This window comes from Streptomyces sp. NPDC052016 (assembly GCF_044548445.1).
In the GTDB taxonomy this organism is placed as follows: domain Bacteria; phylum Actinomycetota; class Actinomycetes; order Streptomycetales; family Streptomycetaceae; genus Streptomyces.
In genome coordinates this window covers 433,508-447,225 of sequence record NZ_JBIUBX010000001.1, presented here as the reverse complement: position 1 = coordinate 447,225, position 13,718 = coordinate 433,508, and the positions used below count along the sequence as shown (strand labels likewise).

Sequence of the window (13,718 nt, the reverse complement as noted above, 5' to 3'; positions counted from 1 at the left end):
GACAAGAGGTCACCGTCACCGCACGGTCGGCCACACCTGTCGTACCTCGTCATGGTCTCTCGAAGTCTCCCGGGAGCGGACGCCGGACCACATCCGTCATCTGACTGCGGGGTACACCGGATCCCACGCCCTCGACCGGCCGACGCCCACCGGGCGCCGGCCGGCGGCGTGCTCCGGCCACCCCACGGCGCCGGCTACGCGCCGCCGTCCTGCTGGGTCAGGCGGCGGGGACGGATTCCTCGGCGGTCGCGGGGTCAAAGCGGCCGGAGGCGGAAGTGGTCTCACCGGTCTTCCGCGCCGGCTTCAGGAACAGGGCGAGGAGAATGCCGACGGCCAGGGTGGGCGCGATCCAGAGATAGCCGGTGGCCGTGGCGTGGGCGAACGCGTCCAGTGCGGTGTCGCGCAGGGCGCCGGGCAGCTCGCCGATGGTGTCGGGGCGGGTGGCGTCGAAGCCGCCGGCGGTCGGCAGGGCGTGGGTGCGGTCGGCGAAGCCGGTGTTGAGGAGGGTGCCGAAGACGGCGACTCCGAAGGCCGCGCCGATGGAGCGGGCGAAGGTGACGACGGCGCTGGCGGCGCCGAGGTCGGCGGTGGGCACGCTGTTCTGGACGGTGGTGAGCACGACCATGGGCACCATGCCGATGCCGACACCGGTGATGAGGAAGTAGACGCTCAGTACGAGGGTGTCGGTGGCCGCCCCGATGGTGCCCAGGAGGAGCAGCCCGGCGAGGTTGGCGACCAGGCCCGCCAGGAGGATCACTCGCAGCCGGCCGGCGTGTGCGGCCCAGCGTCCGGCCAGGGACTGGCTGACGACCAGCCCGGCGACGAGCGGCAGCATGTAGATGCCGGAGAGGGTGGCCGAGACTCCGTGGACGATCTGGAGGTAGGTCGGCAGGTAGACCAGCACGGAGAACATCGCGGCGTTGGCGAAGAACCCGATGAGGGAGGAGAAGACCACGGTCCGGGAGGCGAACATGGCCGGCGGCAGGACCGGGGCGGCGGCGCGGCGCTCGACCGGCACCAGCACGACGGCCAGTACGACGGTGGCGGCGATCAGGCCGACGATGGCCGGCGAGCCCCAGCCCCAGCGCTCGCCGAAGGACGTGACGAGGACCAGGCCGGTGGCGATGGCGGCCAGCACGGTGGCGCCGAGGTAGTCGATACGGGCCCGGGTGCCCCGGGTGGCGGCGGGCAGCGCCCGCGCGGCGATGGTCAGGGCGACGATGCCGACCGGCAGGTTGACCAGGAAGGCCCACCGCCAGGACAACTGATCGGTGAAGACACCGCCCAGCAGGGGGCCGACGATGCTGGCGACGCCGTAGACCGAGCCGAACATGCCCTGATAGCGGCCGCGTTCGCTCGGGGCGACGATGTCGCCGACGAGGGCGAAGGTCAGCACGATCATGCCGCCGCCGCCCACGCCCTGCAGGATGCGGGCCCCGATCAGTTCGGGCAGGTTCTGCGCCAGGCCGCAGGCCACGGAGGCGATCAGGAAGACCGACGTCGAGGCCAGGTACAGCCGCTTGCGGCCGAACATGTCGCCGAGCTTGCCCCACAGCGGGGTGACCGCTGTCGAGGCGAGCAGGTAGGCGGCGCTGACCCACGCGATGTCGTCGAACCCGTTCAGGTCCTCGGCTATCCGTGGCAACGCGGTCGAGACGATCGTCTGGTCCAGGGCGGCGAGGAGGACCGCCAGGACCAGAGCGCTCATCGCTGCGGCGACACCACCCGCCTTGAGTGAGGAGGACTTGTCTGCCTTCGACATCGGCGGATGCCTTTCTAGAGGACTCACTGATCTGGCACTACTAGATCTATCTGTCACTGTACCGTAGCGCTTAGAGGGAAGGGTTCTACTCCCGAGAGGCGTTAGGTGCCTCAGGCATCACATTCCGCCACTAGACTCGGTGCGGTGAGAGCCGACGCCGCGCGCAACCTGGAAGCCGTCCTGACCACCGGCGCACGCATGCTCGCCGCCGACCCCGGCGCGAGCATCGCGAGCATCGCCGCCGAGGCAGGAGTCGACCGGCGCACCGTCTACCGCCGCTTCGCCTCCCGCGAGGACCTCCTCGCCGCCATCTACGAAGCCCGCCTCACCGCCATCGAGCACGCCATCGACGACGCCCGACTCCGCGAGGCACCCGTCGCCATCGCCCTGCACCGCTACGTCGAGAACATCATCACCGTCAACCGCACCTGGCCCGTCGACCTCGCCCGCATGCTCGCCGACGACAGCGTCCACGCCCGCCGCGACGCGGCCATCCAGGAGGTCGGCGCCTTCCTGCAGCGCGCCACCGACGAAGGACTCCTGCGCTCCGGTCTCCCGCAGGGCTGGGCGAGCGTGCTGCTGCCCCAGTTGATGCACCTGGTCTCCCGGCAGCTGCCCGAGCTGAGCGCGGGTCAGGCGGCGGACGTCGTCGTCGACACCCTCCTCAACGGCATCGGGACGTCCTGACACACCGACGTCCCTCGGGAACACCTGTGTTCGGGTGTTCCGGGACAACCGACCGCGGCGCCCGCACCATCGGTCGCGCACCGGTTCAGCCGCGGCGGACGCCCTCGATGAAGCGGCCGGCGAGGTCGACGCGTTCGGTGACAGAGCCAGGGGTCTGCCCGAAGTCCACGAACAGCTCGTGCACGCCGACCTCGGCGGCGGCCCGCGCGTAGTCGACGTACTGGGCGAGGGTGCCCGCCCGGGGCATCCGGTCCGGGGCGGTCGTCGTGTCGGTCAGGCTGGGTTGACGCGGAGCGCCGTCCGCAAGGCGGAGGGGTCGCGGCCTGCACCGCCTCCTTCCGGATCACGTCCCACATGTCCGTCAGGTGGGCGATCGGTATCGCCACGGGCAGCCAGCCGTCGAGCCGCCGGCCGATGCGGCGCAGCCCGCCGGGAGTGAACGCCGCGATGGTCAGCGCGCGGGCCAGCATGATCGGCGGCAGCCACAGACCACCTCCAGCTCGTAGCCGTCGTAGAGGTTCCAGGGCGTCGGACCGACGGAGTTGGAGAGGATGCCGACCCTGACGCCGGCCCGGCGGGCGGCGGCCGCGGCGATCACCGAGGGCTGCGGGCGCAGATCGGCGAAGACACGGCCCATCAGGTTGTCCGGCCGGATGCCGAGCAGCCCGGCGGCCGCTTCGTTCCACTCGGTCTGGGTGAGCGTGCCGCGCTCCAGTTCCTCGGTGAGCCGGATGCCCTCGGGGTCGAGGTAGAGGCCGGTGAGCAGGGTTCCCTCGGGGAGTCCCTCGCGGTGCTCGAAGGCGAGCGCGGCGGGCAGCAGAGGGGGGGTCGGCACACCACCGAAGTCGAGGACGAGACCCTTGCGGTGCTGGGTCATGCCCACACTTAAACAGGTACCTCGCCACTCAGGCACACATGCCTACGCGGATACCGGTGGCGACCGTTGTGTGTGAACCCCCGGTGCAGGTGTCCACGTTGTCCCGATGACGGGTTTCCCGCCGCCACGGACGGCGGCGGAAAGCGTTTCAGGCCGCTCCGGACGTCTTCCTTGTCTCAGGTCCCGGAGAGAAGGCGGCCCCGCGCGACGGGCACGGCGGGCCTGACGTGCCACGTCGGCGCGGGGCCGCACACCGGCTGCCGCAGGTGTGCGCTCAGTTCTCCAGCCGGTGCGGATGCGCGGGGTACACCCCGAGGATGCGTACCTCGGTGGAGAAGAAGCGCAGCTCGTGCAGGGCGAGGGCGACGCGCTCGTCGTCGGGGTGTCCCTCGATCTCGACGTAGAAGCGGCTGGCGTTGAGCCCGGCGCCCATCTGGTAGCTCTCGATCTTGGTGAGGTTCACGCCGCTGCTGGCGAACCCCCCGTGCGCCTTGTACAGGGCGCTGGGGATGTTGCGGACGCTGAAGAACAGGCTCGTCATCGTCGGTTCGCCGGTGTGCGGGGCCTGGGCGGCGTCGCGGGAGAGGACGACGAACCGGGTGGTGTTGTCCGGGTCGTCCTCGACCTCGGCGCGCAGCACCTGAAGACCGTACAGCTCGGCCGCGGCGGGCGGGGCGAGCGCGGCGTGCCGCGGGTCGCCGAGTTCGGCCACCTCGCGTGCTGACCCGGCCGTGTCGTCACTGACGAGCGTGCGCCAGTCGCCCTCCCGCAGGACCTTGCGGCACTGCCCCAGCGCGTGCGCATGACTGCGTACACACTCCACCTGGTCGAGGGTCGCGCCGGGCACGCCCATCAGGTCGAAGCGGATCGCGAGGAAGTACTCGGCGACGATGAACAGGCCCGACTCCGGCAGCAGATGGTGCACGTCGGCGACGCGTCCGGCCGCGGAGTTGTCGACCGGGATCACGGCGACGTCGGCGGCGCCGAGCGTCACGGCGTCCAGAGCCTGCTCGAAGCTCGTGCAGGGCACTTCGCCGGCCTCGGGGAAGAGGGCGCGCGCGGCGGTCGCCGAGTTGGATCCGGGTTCACCCTGATATGCGGCGGTCGTCACCGTGGTTCAGCCTTCCTGGGGGGCAGGTTCCGTCGTGGCGCAGCAGAAGCTCCGTCGCCTACCGCACCTGCTGAAGTATCAGTCACCTCGGCGAAGTGGACGGTCAACCCATCCGCAATGAGCAGCAACCAACCCGGTGTACAGGCCCGACCGGCGTCGTACGCCTGTCCCGAGTTGATCGTGGACATCGAGCGCGTGCTGGACGTCGCCGCCCGGCAGACGATCAGGGCGGAGTTCCGGTTCGACCCGGGGTCTCCCCTGGTGGTGTCTCTGGAACTCGTCATCAAGGACGGCCCGCGTGTCCTGTGGCGGATCGGCCGCGATCTCCTGCAGCAGGGGCTCTGTTCGGCGAGCGGTCTCGGTGACATCCAGATGTGGCCGGCGCGCCCCGAGGAGGGGGGCACCGTATGGCTTCAGCTGGCTTCCAGGGACATGGCCGCTCTGTTCGAACTGCCCGTGCCTCCGCTGGAGGAGGGGCTGGAGTACACCTACGAACTCGTTCCCGCGGGCCGCGAGCTCGCGGAGATCGACTGGGAGGCCGCCACCGCGGATCTGCTCAGGGGCTGCTGACAGGCGGTTGCGGGCGCCGACGGCCGCACGGGCGGGACCGGAGCAGCCCTTCGAGGCGAGGGACTCAGCAGTCGGGTCGCCTGGCCGCCCGCGACCAGGACCGGGCCGTCCGGAACCGCGGGGAAGTCCTCGTCTCCTCCAGCCCCGAGTGCTTCGACTTCCGCCCGCATACGCGCCGGGTCGAAGGAGTTGCCGCCGCCGCGCACCGCGGTCCAGTGCCCGACAGGGCGTAGCAGCGCGTCGTCGGCGGCGGGGTTGGTCCCTGCCACCAGCCGTGTCCCGGCACCAGGGTCTCGACAAGCCGGGGCAGAGCAGCCCGCAGGGCCTCGTCCGGCAGGGAGGGCACCGGCAACCAGATCAGCTGGTAGGCCTCGGTCTCCGAGCGTCCGTGGCTGGGCGGGGCCGAGCAGGGGGCGCCGTCATAGACGCTGTCGCGTTCTGCCGGCGCAGGCACCCGGGCAGCCGACGCCGGGTCTGCGGCCGCAGCTCACCCGCGCCAGGTCCAGCGCCCGCTGTGCAGTACGTCCGAGCCCTCCACCCGTGCCTGAGGAAGACCCTCGGCCAGCGCCAGGGCCGGAGCGCCGACGCCGGTGCCCACATCGAGAATGCGGCTGCCCTCGGTTTGCAGCCCCTCAGCGCACCCGGCAAGCCGTGGCACGACCTATCCGGCGAGCGCACGGCCGGTCGCCGCGGCGGCCCGTCCCCGGCTGAGCAGCACTTCGTCGGCCCGCGCTTCCCCGCCGGCGCGCAGTATCCCGTCCGCCTCCGAAGCGGCTGCCGTGACGGCCTGCCGCAGCGAGCTGAGCTCCCTCCACCGCGCTGAGTGCTGTCGCCGCGTCCCTCCGGTCCAGCGAAGGGTGAACAGCGCGGCCACCGGATTCGCGCCGAGCGGCAGCGCGGGATTCGCGGAAGACGCGGCAGGTTCGGTCGGTGCGGCCCCGGGCATGGGCGGTATCCCCGTCAGGTCGTTCGACATCCGGCACTCGGCGCTCGGCACTCGGCATTCCGAGGCGTGTGTTCAGGAGAGGGCGAACGGAAGCAAGCAGGGCCGAGGACGCCGCGGAGTTCGAATAGTAGCGACGAGCGTGAACCCGCCAGGCCCCCCGCCCCGTTGTCCCAATGAAGAGCACCCTGCGGTCAGGGTGTTCACTGGCTGGCCTGGTCGCACGACGGGGTGGCCGTCCTCATGCTCTTCCCCGACATGAGGGCGGCCGCTCCACCCACCACGGCCACGCGCACGTCAGCGCTGCGACGTGAGGTTTTCGCAGTCCGCGGCCCACACCTCCTCCAGGACGGCCGCAGTCGGGACACAGACTCGGGCTCGCGCACACGCGGCACGGGCAAAGCGTCACACCGGCGGCCGGGTGAGTTTGGCGGCCACGGCATCGAGGACCCAGTCCAGGCCGGTTGCAAAGGATTCCTCGGCGTCCACGTCCGTGCCGTCGTACACGGCCTTGGTCAGCGCCGGGAAGCGGCCCGTGGCCAACATCCTCGTCACATGCGGGCCGGAGGCACGCTGCCAGTCGCGCTTGGACAGGCCCGTGGCGCGCTCGGCCCGCAGGTTCGCGATCTCGCGCCTGATCGCGCCAGTGAAGTAGGCGCTGACAGTCTCCACGGCGCGCATGACGGTGTCGATGTCTGCGAGGCCGTCGAGGGCGGCGAGCGTGGACTCGGTCACGGCGAGGCCGTTCGGGCCCAGGGTCGGGCGGCCGCCGAGCAGGTCGGCCAGCCATTCGTGACGGAGGGCGGCCTGCCTGGTGCGGTGGGCGAGGACGCGCAGCGCCTCCCGCCAGTCACCGGGCTGTTCCTCGGGGAGAATCTCGGCCTGGACGTCGTCCACCATGAGGTCGAGCAGTTCCTCCTTGGTGGAGATGTATCCGTACAGTCGCATCGGGCCGGCGTTCAGCCGGGCGGCGACCTTGCGCAACGACACGGCCTCCAGCCCGCCCTCGTCGGCCAGCGCGACGGCGGCGGCGACGATCCGCTCCCGGTCGAGCGGCACGGGGCGGGCCGGCGGCTCCGGCCGGTCCCACACAGTCATGGTCCACACACACCGTTCTGTTGCGATGCATCGCATCGGGGAAATACAGTGTATCGACATGAGACAGCGTATCGCCGTCGTCGGGAGCGGCCCTGGCGGCCTCACCCTCGCCCGTGTCCTCCACCGCCACGGCTATCCCGTCGCCGTCCTGGAACGCGATCCCGCCCCCGACGCGCGCCCCCCGGGCGGCACGCTGGACCTGCACGAAGGACTGGGCCAGCTCGCGCTGGACAAGGCCGGGCTGCTGGCGGAGTTCCAGGCGCTGTCCCGCCCCGAGGGGCAGGCCATGCGCATCCTGGACGCGGACGGAACCGTCCTGCGCGACTGGCGACCCCGTCCAGGCGACCGGGCCAATCCCGAGATAGACCGCGGGCAACTCCGTGACCTGCTGCTCGGCCCGCTCGACGTTCAGTGGGGGCGGAGCGTGACGCAGGTGGTGCCGGGGACCCGGGATGGCGTACTGGTCCATTTCGCGGACGGGCGACAGGAGACGTTCGACCTCGTGGTCGGCGCGGACGGCGCCTGGTCCCGGATCCGCCCGGCAGTCTCGTCGGCGACGCCCCACTACACCGGCGTCACCTTGGTCGAGACCTCCCTCGACGACGTCGACACACGCCACCCTGAGCTCGCCCGGTTGATCGGCGACGGTTCAGTGGCTGCGTACGGCGTGAACCGAGCTCTCGTCGCCCAGCGCAACAGCGGCGGCCACGTCAAGGTGTACGCCCAGTTCCGCGCGCCGCTGGACTGGCACACGAACCTGGACCTGGCCGACGTCGAGGCCGTCCGATCGAGCCTGCTGGCTCTGTTCGACGGCTGGGCCGCTCCCGTCCTCGACCTCCTCCGCCACGGCACCGCGTTCGTCCACCGCCCCCTCTACGTCCTGCCCGTGTCCCACACTTGGACCCACGTCTTCGGGGTGACGCTACTGGGCGACGCCGCCCATCTGATGCCTCCGTTGGGGGCGGGCGCGAACCTCGCGATGCTGGAAGGCGCCGAACTCGCCGAGTCCATCGCCACCGGCGCTGAAGATCTGGACGAGGCCGTTCGCGCCTTCGAGGAACAGATGTGGGCACGGGCCGGCAGATGGGCGAAGATCACGATGGCCTGTCTGGAACGCCTCGTGAGCCCGGACCCCGCCGAAGCCCTCGCCCTCTTCGACCAGGTCCAGCCATCCTGACTGCCGGCGCGAGAGCACCAGCACCGCCGGCTCGCCACGGTTTCACGGGACAGTACGGCACCGCCGCAGTCCCTTCCGGGCAGAACCACCGCCGGGCCTTCAGCAAGATCGATAGAGCGGGTGATGACGCCGGTAGGGTGGCCTGATGGAAGCGGGGGCGGAAAACAAGATGGTTGCGGTCCCGTCGGGACGGGTGACGCTGTCGGACCGGCGGACGCAGAGGAGTTGGCCGGTCGAGGTCGCATCGTTCTGGATGGCAGCGGTGCCGGTCACTCAGTCGTTGTACGCACAGGTTACCGGTCAGCGGCCGAGCACTGCCCAAGGTGACCGCCTGCCCGTTGAGGGCGTTTCGTGGTGGGACGCGGTCCGGTTCTGCAACGCGTTGTCCGGGCGTGAGGGGCTGACGCCTGCCTATCACCTTCACGCTGACGAAGAGGCGGTCGAGTGGAGCGCCTCTGCCGATGGGTACCGGCTGCCGACCGAGGCTGAGTGGGAGCACGCCTGCCGCGCGGGCACCACCGGCCCTCGGCATGGCGGGCTTGACGAGATCGCTTGGTACCAGGGCAACTCAGACGGACAGATCCACCCTGTGGGGGGCAAGCAGCCCAACGCCTGGGGTCTGTACGACATGCTGGGCAATGTGTGGGACTGGTGCTGGGACGTCTACGACTCCGAGGTGTATGGCACCTATCGCGTGCTTCGTGGCGGTGGATGGGCCGACGAGCATTGGAGCTGCCGGGCCTCGGTACGGCGGCGCAGCCACCCGACCTTCCGGATCGACGACGTGGGATTTCGTCTCGCGCGCTCGCTGGTGGCCAGACGTCTCCGAAGCCCTTCTTGACCGCCGGCTCGCGGACCGCCGCGTACGAACCGGCGAAGCCGATACCGGCGACGAACACGGCACCTGCCACGACCACACCGGCAAGGATCCCTATGCGCTCGCGTCAGCTGGGGGTCGGGAGTCGGGTGGTTCGCAGCCTGCGAGCCAGTGAAACGCCACGGCCGGCTTGCCCCAACCCCCAGTACCCGTGGGTGGACGCCACGGGCCGTAGCCCGCCGGAATACTCGACGCTTTCGCGTAGAGGTTCGGCCGCGTAGCGCGTTGGCCGGGCGCCCGGCGCGGGGGCTGCGAGGGCGGGGAGGGGGCCCGCCGTGCGACAGCACTCCCAGGAGCGTGCAGGATAGGAGCATGACAACCAAGGTCTACTTCGATATCACCATCAACGACGAGCCCGCCGGACGTATCAACTTCAACCTGTTCGACGATGTCGTGCCCAAGACGGCGGAGAACTTCCGTGCGCTGGCCACCGGCGAGAAGGGTTTCGGCTACGCCGGCTCGTCCTTCCACCGGGTCATCCCTGCCTTCATGCTCCAGGGCGGCGACTTCACCCGCGGCAACGGGACCGGCGGCAAGAGCATCTACGGGGAGAAGTTCGCCGATGAGAACTTCACCCTCAAGCACGACCGGCCTGGCCTGCTGTCCATGGCCAACGCCGGCCCGCACAGCAATGGCTCGCAGTTCTTCATCACCACGGTCGTGACCGACTGGCTGGACGGCAAGCACGTGGTGTTCGGCGAGGTCGCCGACGAGGCGAGCATGGCCGTCGTCAAGAAGATCGAGGCGCTCGGCTCACGCAGCGGCGCGACCTCGGCCAAGATCACCATCGCAGCCTCGGGCCAGCTCTGACTGACCCCAACGCTGGAGGCAGTGGCGGCGCTTTTGCCGATGGCCGGGTAGTCGGTGTTGAGGAGGTGCCCTGTGCGTGGCTCGCTGGGACCTCCTCAACCCGCAGGCCCAGGTAGCGAGGGCGCCTTCGCCTGCTCGTCAGGTGCGGTGCGTGAAGCCTCCGGGTCGGCCTGCCCGAACGCCCGCCTCATGTCACTGTCGACACGTCTGACGCGACGGTGCCGCCGCACCCTTCCGACCTGCTGTTGTGCGGTCAGGAAGGTGTGCGGCGGCGTCTGTGGGACTTCTCTGGGTGTGAGGCCGGAACGACCGCGCCGGGCCGTGACAGCCGCTCCGACCGCCGGATTCGCGCCGGAGTCACGCCGCTACGAGAGGACGGCATCTCGGACGAGCCGCACCACCACGTCGTGGTTCGGCGGGCGGCCACGTCGCCGTCTCGCCAGCGCACCTTGGCGGACGCAGTCGGCAGGATCGAGGCACTGACCGGGTTACGTCCCGAGACGTCGGGGTCACTGCTGGTTCACGCTCCGGGCGCGACCTGCGGCGACTGACGGCCCTCGCCCTCCAGATCGCCCTCCGTCTCCAGGTACACCCACCCGGGAGTCTGCCCCGGCCAGGCGTCGGGAGGGTGCCGCCGAAACCCGCTCACCAGCTGCTTCGCGCTGTCCACACCGTGCCGCGGGCCTCGTACTCGAGCATCGTTTCCAGACCGACCGCGGCGTCCGCGCCGAGTTCCCGGCGCACCAGCCACAGGGCTAGGTCCAGCCCGGAGGTCACCCCGCCGGCGGTGACCAGGTCGCCGTCGTCGACCACGCGGGCGTCCTTCGGCACGCCGCCCTGCCGTTCCAGGTCGGCCCGCGCCCGGTGATGGGTGGTGCAGGGGCGCCCCGTGGTCAGCCCGGCGGAGGAGAGCAGCATCACGCCCGTGCACAGCGCGCTGACGGTCAGGCCGGGGCGGGTCGCGGCGGCCAGGGCCCGTGGCAGGGAGCCCCGCCGGATCTCGGCCCACACTCCGGGGTCCTCGCGGCGCGCGTACCCGCCGCCGGGGACGACGAGGAGGTCCGCCTCCTCGGGTGCCCACCCGTGGTCGACGCGCAGCCTGGTGCCGTAGGCGGCCTTGACGGTACGAGGGCCGTCGAGCGTGACGTAGCGGACCTCCACCTCGCGGTCGGCGAAGTAGCCGGAGGCGGAGAACACCTCGTACGGGGCGGTGAAGTCGAGTTCCTCCACACCGTCGAACATGACGACGTGTACGCGTAACGGACGGTCGCGCCCGGGAGCCGCGGAGGCCGCCGCGTCGGCCCGGGTGGCGGCGCCGGCGGTCAGCGTCGCGGCCCCGAGCGCAGTCGTGGCGTGCAGGAGGGTACGGCGGTTCATCTCGTTCGGTACTCCACTTCTCGGTCGGTCACGGGCAACGGAGAGGCTCGTCCGCCAGGTACGGGGGTGCCGGGTCGTACTGGAGGGCACGGCGCACGGCGCGGGCGTGTTCGCGCCCGTGCAGGTGGCCGACCAGCCACAGGGTGCTGTCGATGCCGGCGGAGACGCCCTGGCTGGTGAGCAGGTTGCCGTCGACGACATAGCGGGCGTCCCGTACGACGGTGACGTCGCCGCGTCCCTCGAGCGCCTCCTCGTACTGCCAGTGGGTGGCGACCCGGCGGGCCCGGGCCGGGCCGGCGGCGTGCAGCAGGAAGGTCCCGGTGCAGACGCCGACCACCCAGGTCGCGCGCGCGGCGGTGTCGGTGAGCCAGCCGGTGACCCGCTCGTTGTACGGCTCGACCTCCCGGGCGCCGTGACCGCCCGGTACGAGGACGACGTCCAGAGGCGGGTGGTCGCCGAGTGTGTGATCCGGCAGCACCCGCATGCCCTGGGAACACCGGACGGGCGCGGAGCGCTCGGCGACGAGCAGGACGTCGTCCCTGCCGTCACGCAGTCCGGAGGAGGTGGCGAACACCTCCCACGGACCGGTGAAGTCGAGCTCCTGCACCGAGTCGAACAGCAGGATTCCGTATGTGGTCATGCTCAGTTGCCCCAGCGGGCGGCGTCGGCCATGGTTTCCATCCGGGTCCTGTGCGGCGGCACGGACCGCTCCCGCAGCAGTTCGGACGCGACGGAGAAGAGCGGGGCCTTCTCCGGACGGCGCCGTGCCTGGGCGACGATCTCGTCGGTGAGGGTGGTGGCCATCGACAGCCGCGGATAGGCGGCGTGGATCGCGGCCCCGGTGGCGTCGTCGACCCAGTCCGTGTCCCAGCCGAAGTCCATACCGGTCCCCTGGTGCACGAGGGTGCACAGGGTGCCGCGGCGCTCGGCGATGCCCGGCGTCGTGTGCAGGGCGACGGCCTCCCAGACGGCGTCGACGTCGGCGGTGGGCAGGCCCTGCGCGGTGAGGAACTCCGCGGCCGTGTCGGCTCCGTCCACCTCGAACCGCTGGTGGCGGTCACCAGCCTGCGTAAGGCCGATGTCGTGCAGGACGCAGGCGAGGAACAGCAGCTCCGGATCGTAGTCGTGCCCCGGCTTCGCGCCCTGGTGATCGGCGCGGAGGCGGGCGAACAGCGCGCTGCGGACGCTGTGGTTGGCGGTCGCGGTGGACTCCGTCGCGCGCACCAGGTCCAACGCGCCGCGGGCGACGGGGGTGTCGGGGAGCGGCGGGACGCCGGCGGTCATCACGTCGTTCATGACATCGATGATCGGCTGCGTCAACCACCCGTGACAGAGGCAGACTTGCCTCCATGCGAGAGGAAACTGCCACCCCCGCCGCACCGCACCGAGTGGCGGTACTGGTCATGGACGACGTGCTGCCCCTGGACCTGGGTATCCCGGCCCAGGTCTTCATCGCCGTGCCCGGCGATCCCTATGAACTGACCCTGTGCGGACGGACCGCGGGGTCGGTCCCGACCGCAGCGGGGTTCGCCGTGACCGTGACGGCCGGGCTGGAAGCGGTGCGCGGTGCGGACACCGTGGTGGTCCCGGGGTACGCACCGCACCTGCGGGAGCTCCCGGCGGACGTGCTCGCCGCACTGGCCGGGGCCCACGCCCGGGGCAGGCGGCTGGTGTCCATCTGCACCGGGGCGTTCGCGCTGGCCGCGGCCGGGATCCTGGACGGCCGCAAGGCCACCACCCACTGGAAGTACGCCGACGAACTGGCGGCGCGGTACCCGAGGGTGTCGGTGGACCCGCGCGTGCTCTACGTGGACGAGGGACAGGTGCTGACCTCGGCGGGCGTCGCCGCCGGCATCGACCTGTGCCTGCACCTGGTGCGACGCGACCTCGGCTCGCAGACGGCGAACCAGGTGGCGCGCTCCCTGGTCTCCGCTCCCCACCGCGACGGCGGGCAGGCGCAGTACATCAAACGGCCGCTGGCCCCCGACACGCACGGCGTCACCCTCGCGCCCACCCGGGCGTGGGCCCTGGCCCACCTGCACGAACCGTTGACGGTCCCCCGGCTCGCCGCGCACGCGCACATGGCACCGCGGACCTTCGCCCGGCGGTTCGTCGCCGAGACCGGCACGACTCCCCTGCGGTGGCTGCTCGCCGCCCGGCTCGACCGCGCCCGGGAGCTCTTGGAGAGCACCGAACTCGCCGTCGACCACATTGCCGACCGATGCGGTCTGGGCAGCCCCTCGAACCTCCGGCTGCACTTCCGCCGCACCCTCCGGACGACACCCACCGCCTATCGCGCGGCGTTCGCCCGGACGACGACTACCGGCTCGCCGACCACCTCGCTTTCCCGGACGACAACGACGCCGGAAACTCCGAAACCACCAGTCGGACAGCCCGCCTCGTGTAAGCGCGAGGCTAATTGACCCGAT

14 protein-coding genes and 1 pseudogene are annotated in these 13,718 nt (G+C 71.1%); 6 read left to right on the top strand and 9 right to left on the bottom strand.

What is annotated here, in order from left to right; translation table 11 throughout:
- Positions 1-217: 217 nt before the first annotated feature.
- Positions 218-1,762, bottom strand: coding sequence for an MDR family MFS transporter (locus ACIHAR_RS02075; protein ID WP_400015989.1), 1,545 nt, complete (start codon positions 1,760-1,762; stop codon positions 218-220).
- Positions 1,763-1,960: 198 nt separating this feature from the next.
- On the opposite strand from ACIHAR_RS02075, the gene ACIHAR_RS02070 reads away from it, so the two are divergent.
- Entirely contained in the window at positions 1,961-2,449 is a 489-nt protein-coding gene (locus tag ACIHAR_RS02070) for a TetR/AcrR family transcriptional regulator (protein WP_400016331.1), read from the top strand.
- Between the two features lie 85 nt (positions 2,450-2,534).
- Here ACIHAR_RS02070 and ACIHAR_RS02065 read toward each other — a convergent pair whose 3' ends face one another.
- The 3 genes from ACIHAR_RS02065 to ACIHAR_RS02055 form a co-directional block, all read right to left on the bottom strand.
- Positions 2,535-2,696 (bottom strand): hypothetical protein, encoded by a 162-nt coding sequence (locus ACIHAR_RS02065; protein WP_365472732.1) that lies wholly within the window; start codon positions 2,694-2,696, stop codon positions 2,535-2,537.
- A gap of 204 nt (positions 2,697-2,900) precedes the next feature.
- Positions 2,901-3,326, bottom strand: a complete 426-nt coding sequence (locus ACIHAR_RS02060) for a hypothetical protein (RefSeq protein ID WP_400015986.1) — start codon at positions 3,324-3,326, stop codon at positions 2,901-2,903.
- Between the two features lie 274 nt (positions 3,327-3,600).
- Positions 3,601-4,437: a prephenate dehydratase gene (locus ACIHAR_RS02055; RefSeq protein ID WP_400015984.1), complete on the bottom strand. Its 837-nt coding sequence runs from the start codon at positions 4,435-4,437 to the stop codon at positions 3,601-3,603.
- A 117-nt stretch (positions 4,438-4,554) separates the two neighbouring features.
- Here ACIHAR_RS02055 and ACIHAR_RS02050 point away from each other — a divergent pair, with 117 nt between their 5' ends.
- Positions 4,555-5,007, top strand: a complete 453-nt coding sequence (locus ACIHAR_RS02050; protein ID WP_400015982.1) for an SsgA family sporulation/cell division regulator — start codon at positions 4,555-4,557, stop codon at positions 5,005-5,007.
- Between the two features lie 1,348 nt (positions 5,008-6,355).
- Here the strand turns inward: ACIHAR_RS02050 and ACIHAR_RS02045 are convergent.
- Entirely contained in the window at positions 6,356-7,048 is a 693-nt protein-coding gene (locus ACIHAR_RS02045) for a TetR/AcrR family transcriptional regulator (RefSeq protein WP_400015981.1), read from the bottom strand.
- 58 nt (positions 7,049-7,106) lie between these two features.
- On the opposite strand from ACIHAR_RS02045, the gene ACIHAR_RS02040 reads away from it, so the two are divergent.
- Together ACIHAR_RS02040 and ACIHAR_RS02035 are read left to right on the top strand one after the other, a co-directional pair.
- Entirely contained in the window at positions 7,107-8,225 is a 1,119-nt protein-coding gene (locus tag ACIHAR_RS02040) for an FAD-dependent oxidoreductase (RefSeq protein ID WP_400015979.1), read from the top strand.
- Between the two features lie 145 nt (positions 8,226-8,370).
- Positions 8,371-9,066 carry a formylglycine-generating enzyme family protein gene (locus ACIHAR_RS02035; protein WP_400015977.1) on the top strand — a complete coding sequence of 232 codons (696 nt, stop codon included), beginning with the start codon at positions 8,371-8,373 and terminating at the stop codon, positions 9,064-9,066.
- On the opposite strand, the pseudogene ACIHAR_RS02030 reads toward ACIHAR_RS02035, so the two are convergent.
- Positions 9,047-9,173: pseudogene (locus tag ACIHAR_RS02030) on the bottom strand (DUF2637 domain-containing protein); the annotation flags it as partial. The gene ACIHAR_RS02035 and the pseudogene ACIHAR_RS02030 overlap by 20 nt on opposite strands.
- Before the next feature lie 241 nt (positions 9,174-9,414).
- Here ACIHAR_RS02030 and ACIHAR_RS02025 point away from each other — a divergent pair.
- The gene (locus tag ACIHAR_RS02025; RefSeq protein ID WP_365465699.1) at positions 9,415-9,912 is read left to right on the top strand and encodes a peptidylprolyl isomerase; all 498 of its coding nucleotides are present in this window, start codon (positions 9,415-9,417) and stop codon (positions 9,910-9,912) included.
- A gap of 645 nt (positions 9,913-10,557) precedes the next feature.
- On the opposite strand, the gene ACIHAR_RS02020 is transcribed toward ACIHAR_RS02025, so the two are convergent.
- Genes ACIHAR_RS02020 through ACIHAR_RS02010 form a run of 3 tightly spaced genes read right to left on the bottom strand, consistent with a single transcriptional unit; the run spans position 10,558 to position 12,585 of the window.
- The gene (locus ACIHAR_RS02020) at positions 10,558-11,289 is read right to left on the bottom strand and encodes a DJ-1/PfpI family protein (RefSeq protein ID WP_365465702.1); all 732 of its coding nucleotides are present in this window, start codon (positions 11,287-11,289) and stop codon (positions 10,558-10,560) included.
- Between the two features lie 28 nt (positions 11,290-11,317).
- Complete coding sequence (locus ACIHAR_RS02015; protein WP_400015974.1) at positions 11,318-11,929, bottom strand: DJ-1/PfpI family protein; 612 nt, start codon at positions 11,927-11,929, stop codon at positions 11,318-11,320.
- Positions 11,930-11,931: 2 nt separating this feature from the next.
- Positions 11,932-12,585 (bottom strand): HD domain-containing protein, encoded by a 654-nt coding sequence (locus ACIHAR_RS02010; protein ID WP_400015972.1) that lies wholly within the window; start codon positions 12,583-12,585, stop codon positions 11,932-11,934.
- A gap of 53 nt (positions 12,586-12,638) precedes the next feature.
- Between ACIHAR_RS02010 and ACIHAR_RS02005 the strand changes: the two genes are divergently transcribed.
- Positions 12,639-13,712: a GlxA family transcriptional regulator gene (locus ACIHAR_RS02005; RefSeq protein WP_400015970.1), complete on the top strand. Its 1,074-nt coding sequence runs from the start codon at positions 12,639-12,641 to the stop codon at positions 13,710-13,712.
- Positions 13,713-13,718 lie beyond the last annotated feature (6 nt).

Excerpts from the sequence above, each read along its gene's own strand:
- ACIHAR_RS02075 (WP_400015989.1), bottom strand. The coding sequence starts at position 1,762 with ATGTCGAAGGCAGACAAGTCCTCCTCACTCAAGGCGGGTGGTGTCGCC.
- ACIHAR_RS02070 (WP_400016331.1), top strand. The coding sequence starts at position 1,961 with ATGCTCGCCGCCGACCCCGGCGCGAGCATCGCGAGCATCGCCGCCGAG.
- ACIHAR_RS02065 (WP_365472732.1), bottom strand. The coding sequence starts at position 2,696 with ATGCCCCGGGCGGGCACCCTCGCCCAGTACGTCGACTACGCGCGGGCC.
- ACIHAR_RS02060 (WP_400015986.1), bottom strand. The coding sequence starts at position 3,326 with ATGACCCAGCACCGCAAGGGTCTCGTCCTCGACTTCGGTGGTGTGCCG.
- ACIHAR_RS02050 (WP_400015982.1), top strand. The coding sequence starts at position 4,555 with ATGAGCAGCAACCAACCCGGTGTACAGGCCCGACCGGCGTCGTACGCC.
- ACIHAR_RS02045 (WP_400015981.1), bottom strand. The coding sequence starts at position 7,048 with ATGACTGTGTGGGACCGGCCGGAGCCGCCGGCCCGCCCCGTGCCGCTC.
- ACIHAR_RS02040 (WP_400015979.1), top strand. The coding sequence starts at position 7,107 with ATGAGACAGCGTATCGCCGTCGTCGGGAGCGGCCCTGGCGGCCTCACC.
- ACIHAR_RS02035 (WP_400015977.1), top strand. The coding sequence starts at position 8,371 with ATGGAAGCGGGGGCGGAAAACAAGATGGTTGCGGTCCCGTCGGGACGG.
- ACIHAR_RS02025 (WP_365465699.1), top strand. The coding sequence starts at position 9,415 with ATGACAACCAAGGTCTACTTCGATATCACCATCAACGACGAGCCCGCC.
- ACIHAR_RS02020 (WP_365465702.1), bottom strand. The coding sequence starts at position 11,289 with ATGAACCGCCGTACCCTCCTGCACGCCACGACTGCGCTCGGGGCCGCG.
- ACIHAR_RS02015 (WP_400015974.1), bottom strand. The coding sequence starts at position 11,929 with ATGACCACATACGGAATCCTGCTGTTCGACTCGGTGCAGGAGCTCGAC.
- ACIHAR_RS02010 (WP_400015972.1), bottom strand. The coding sequence starts at position 12,585 with ATGAACGACGTGATGACCGCCGGCGTCCCGCCGCTCCCCGACACCCCC.
- ACIHAR_RS02005 (WP_400015970.1), top strand. The coding sequence starts at position 12,639 with ATGCGAGAGGAAACTGCCACCCCCGCCGCACCGCACCGAGTGGCGGTA.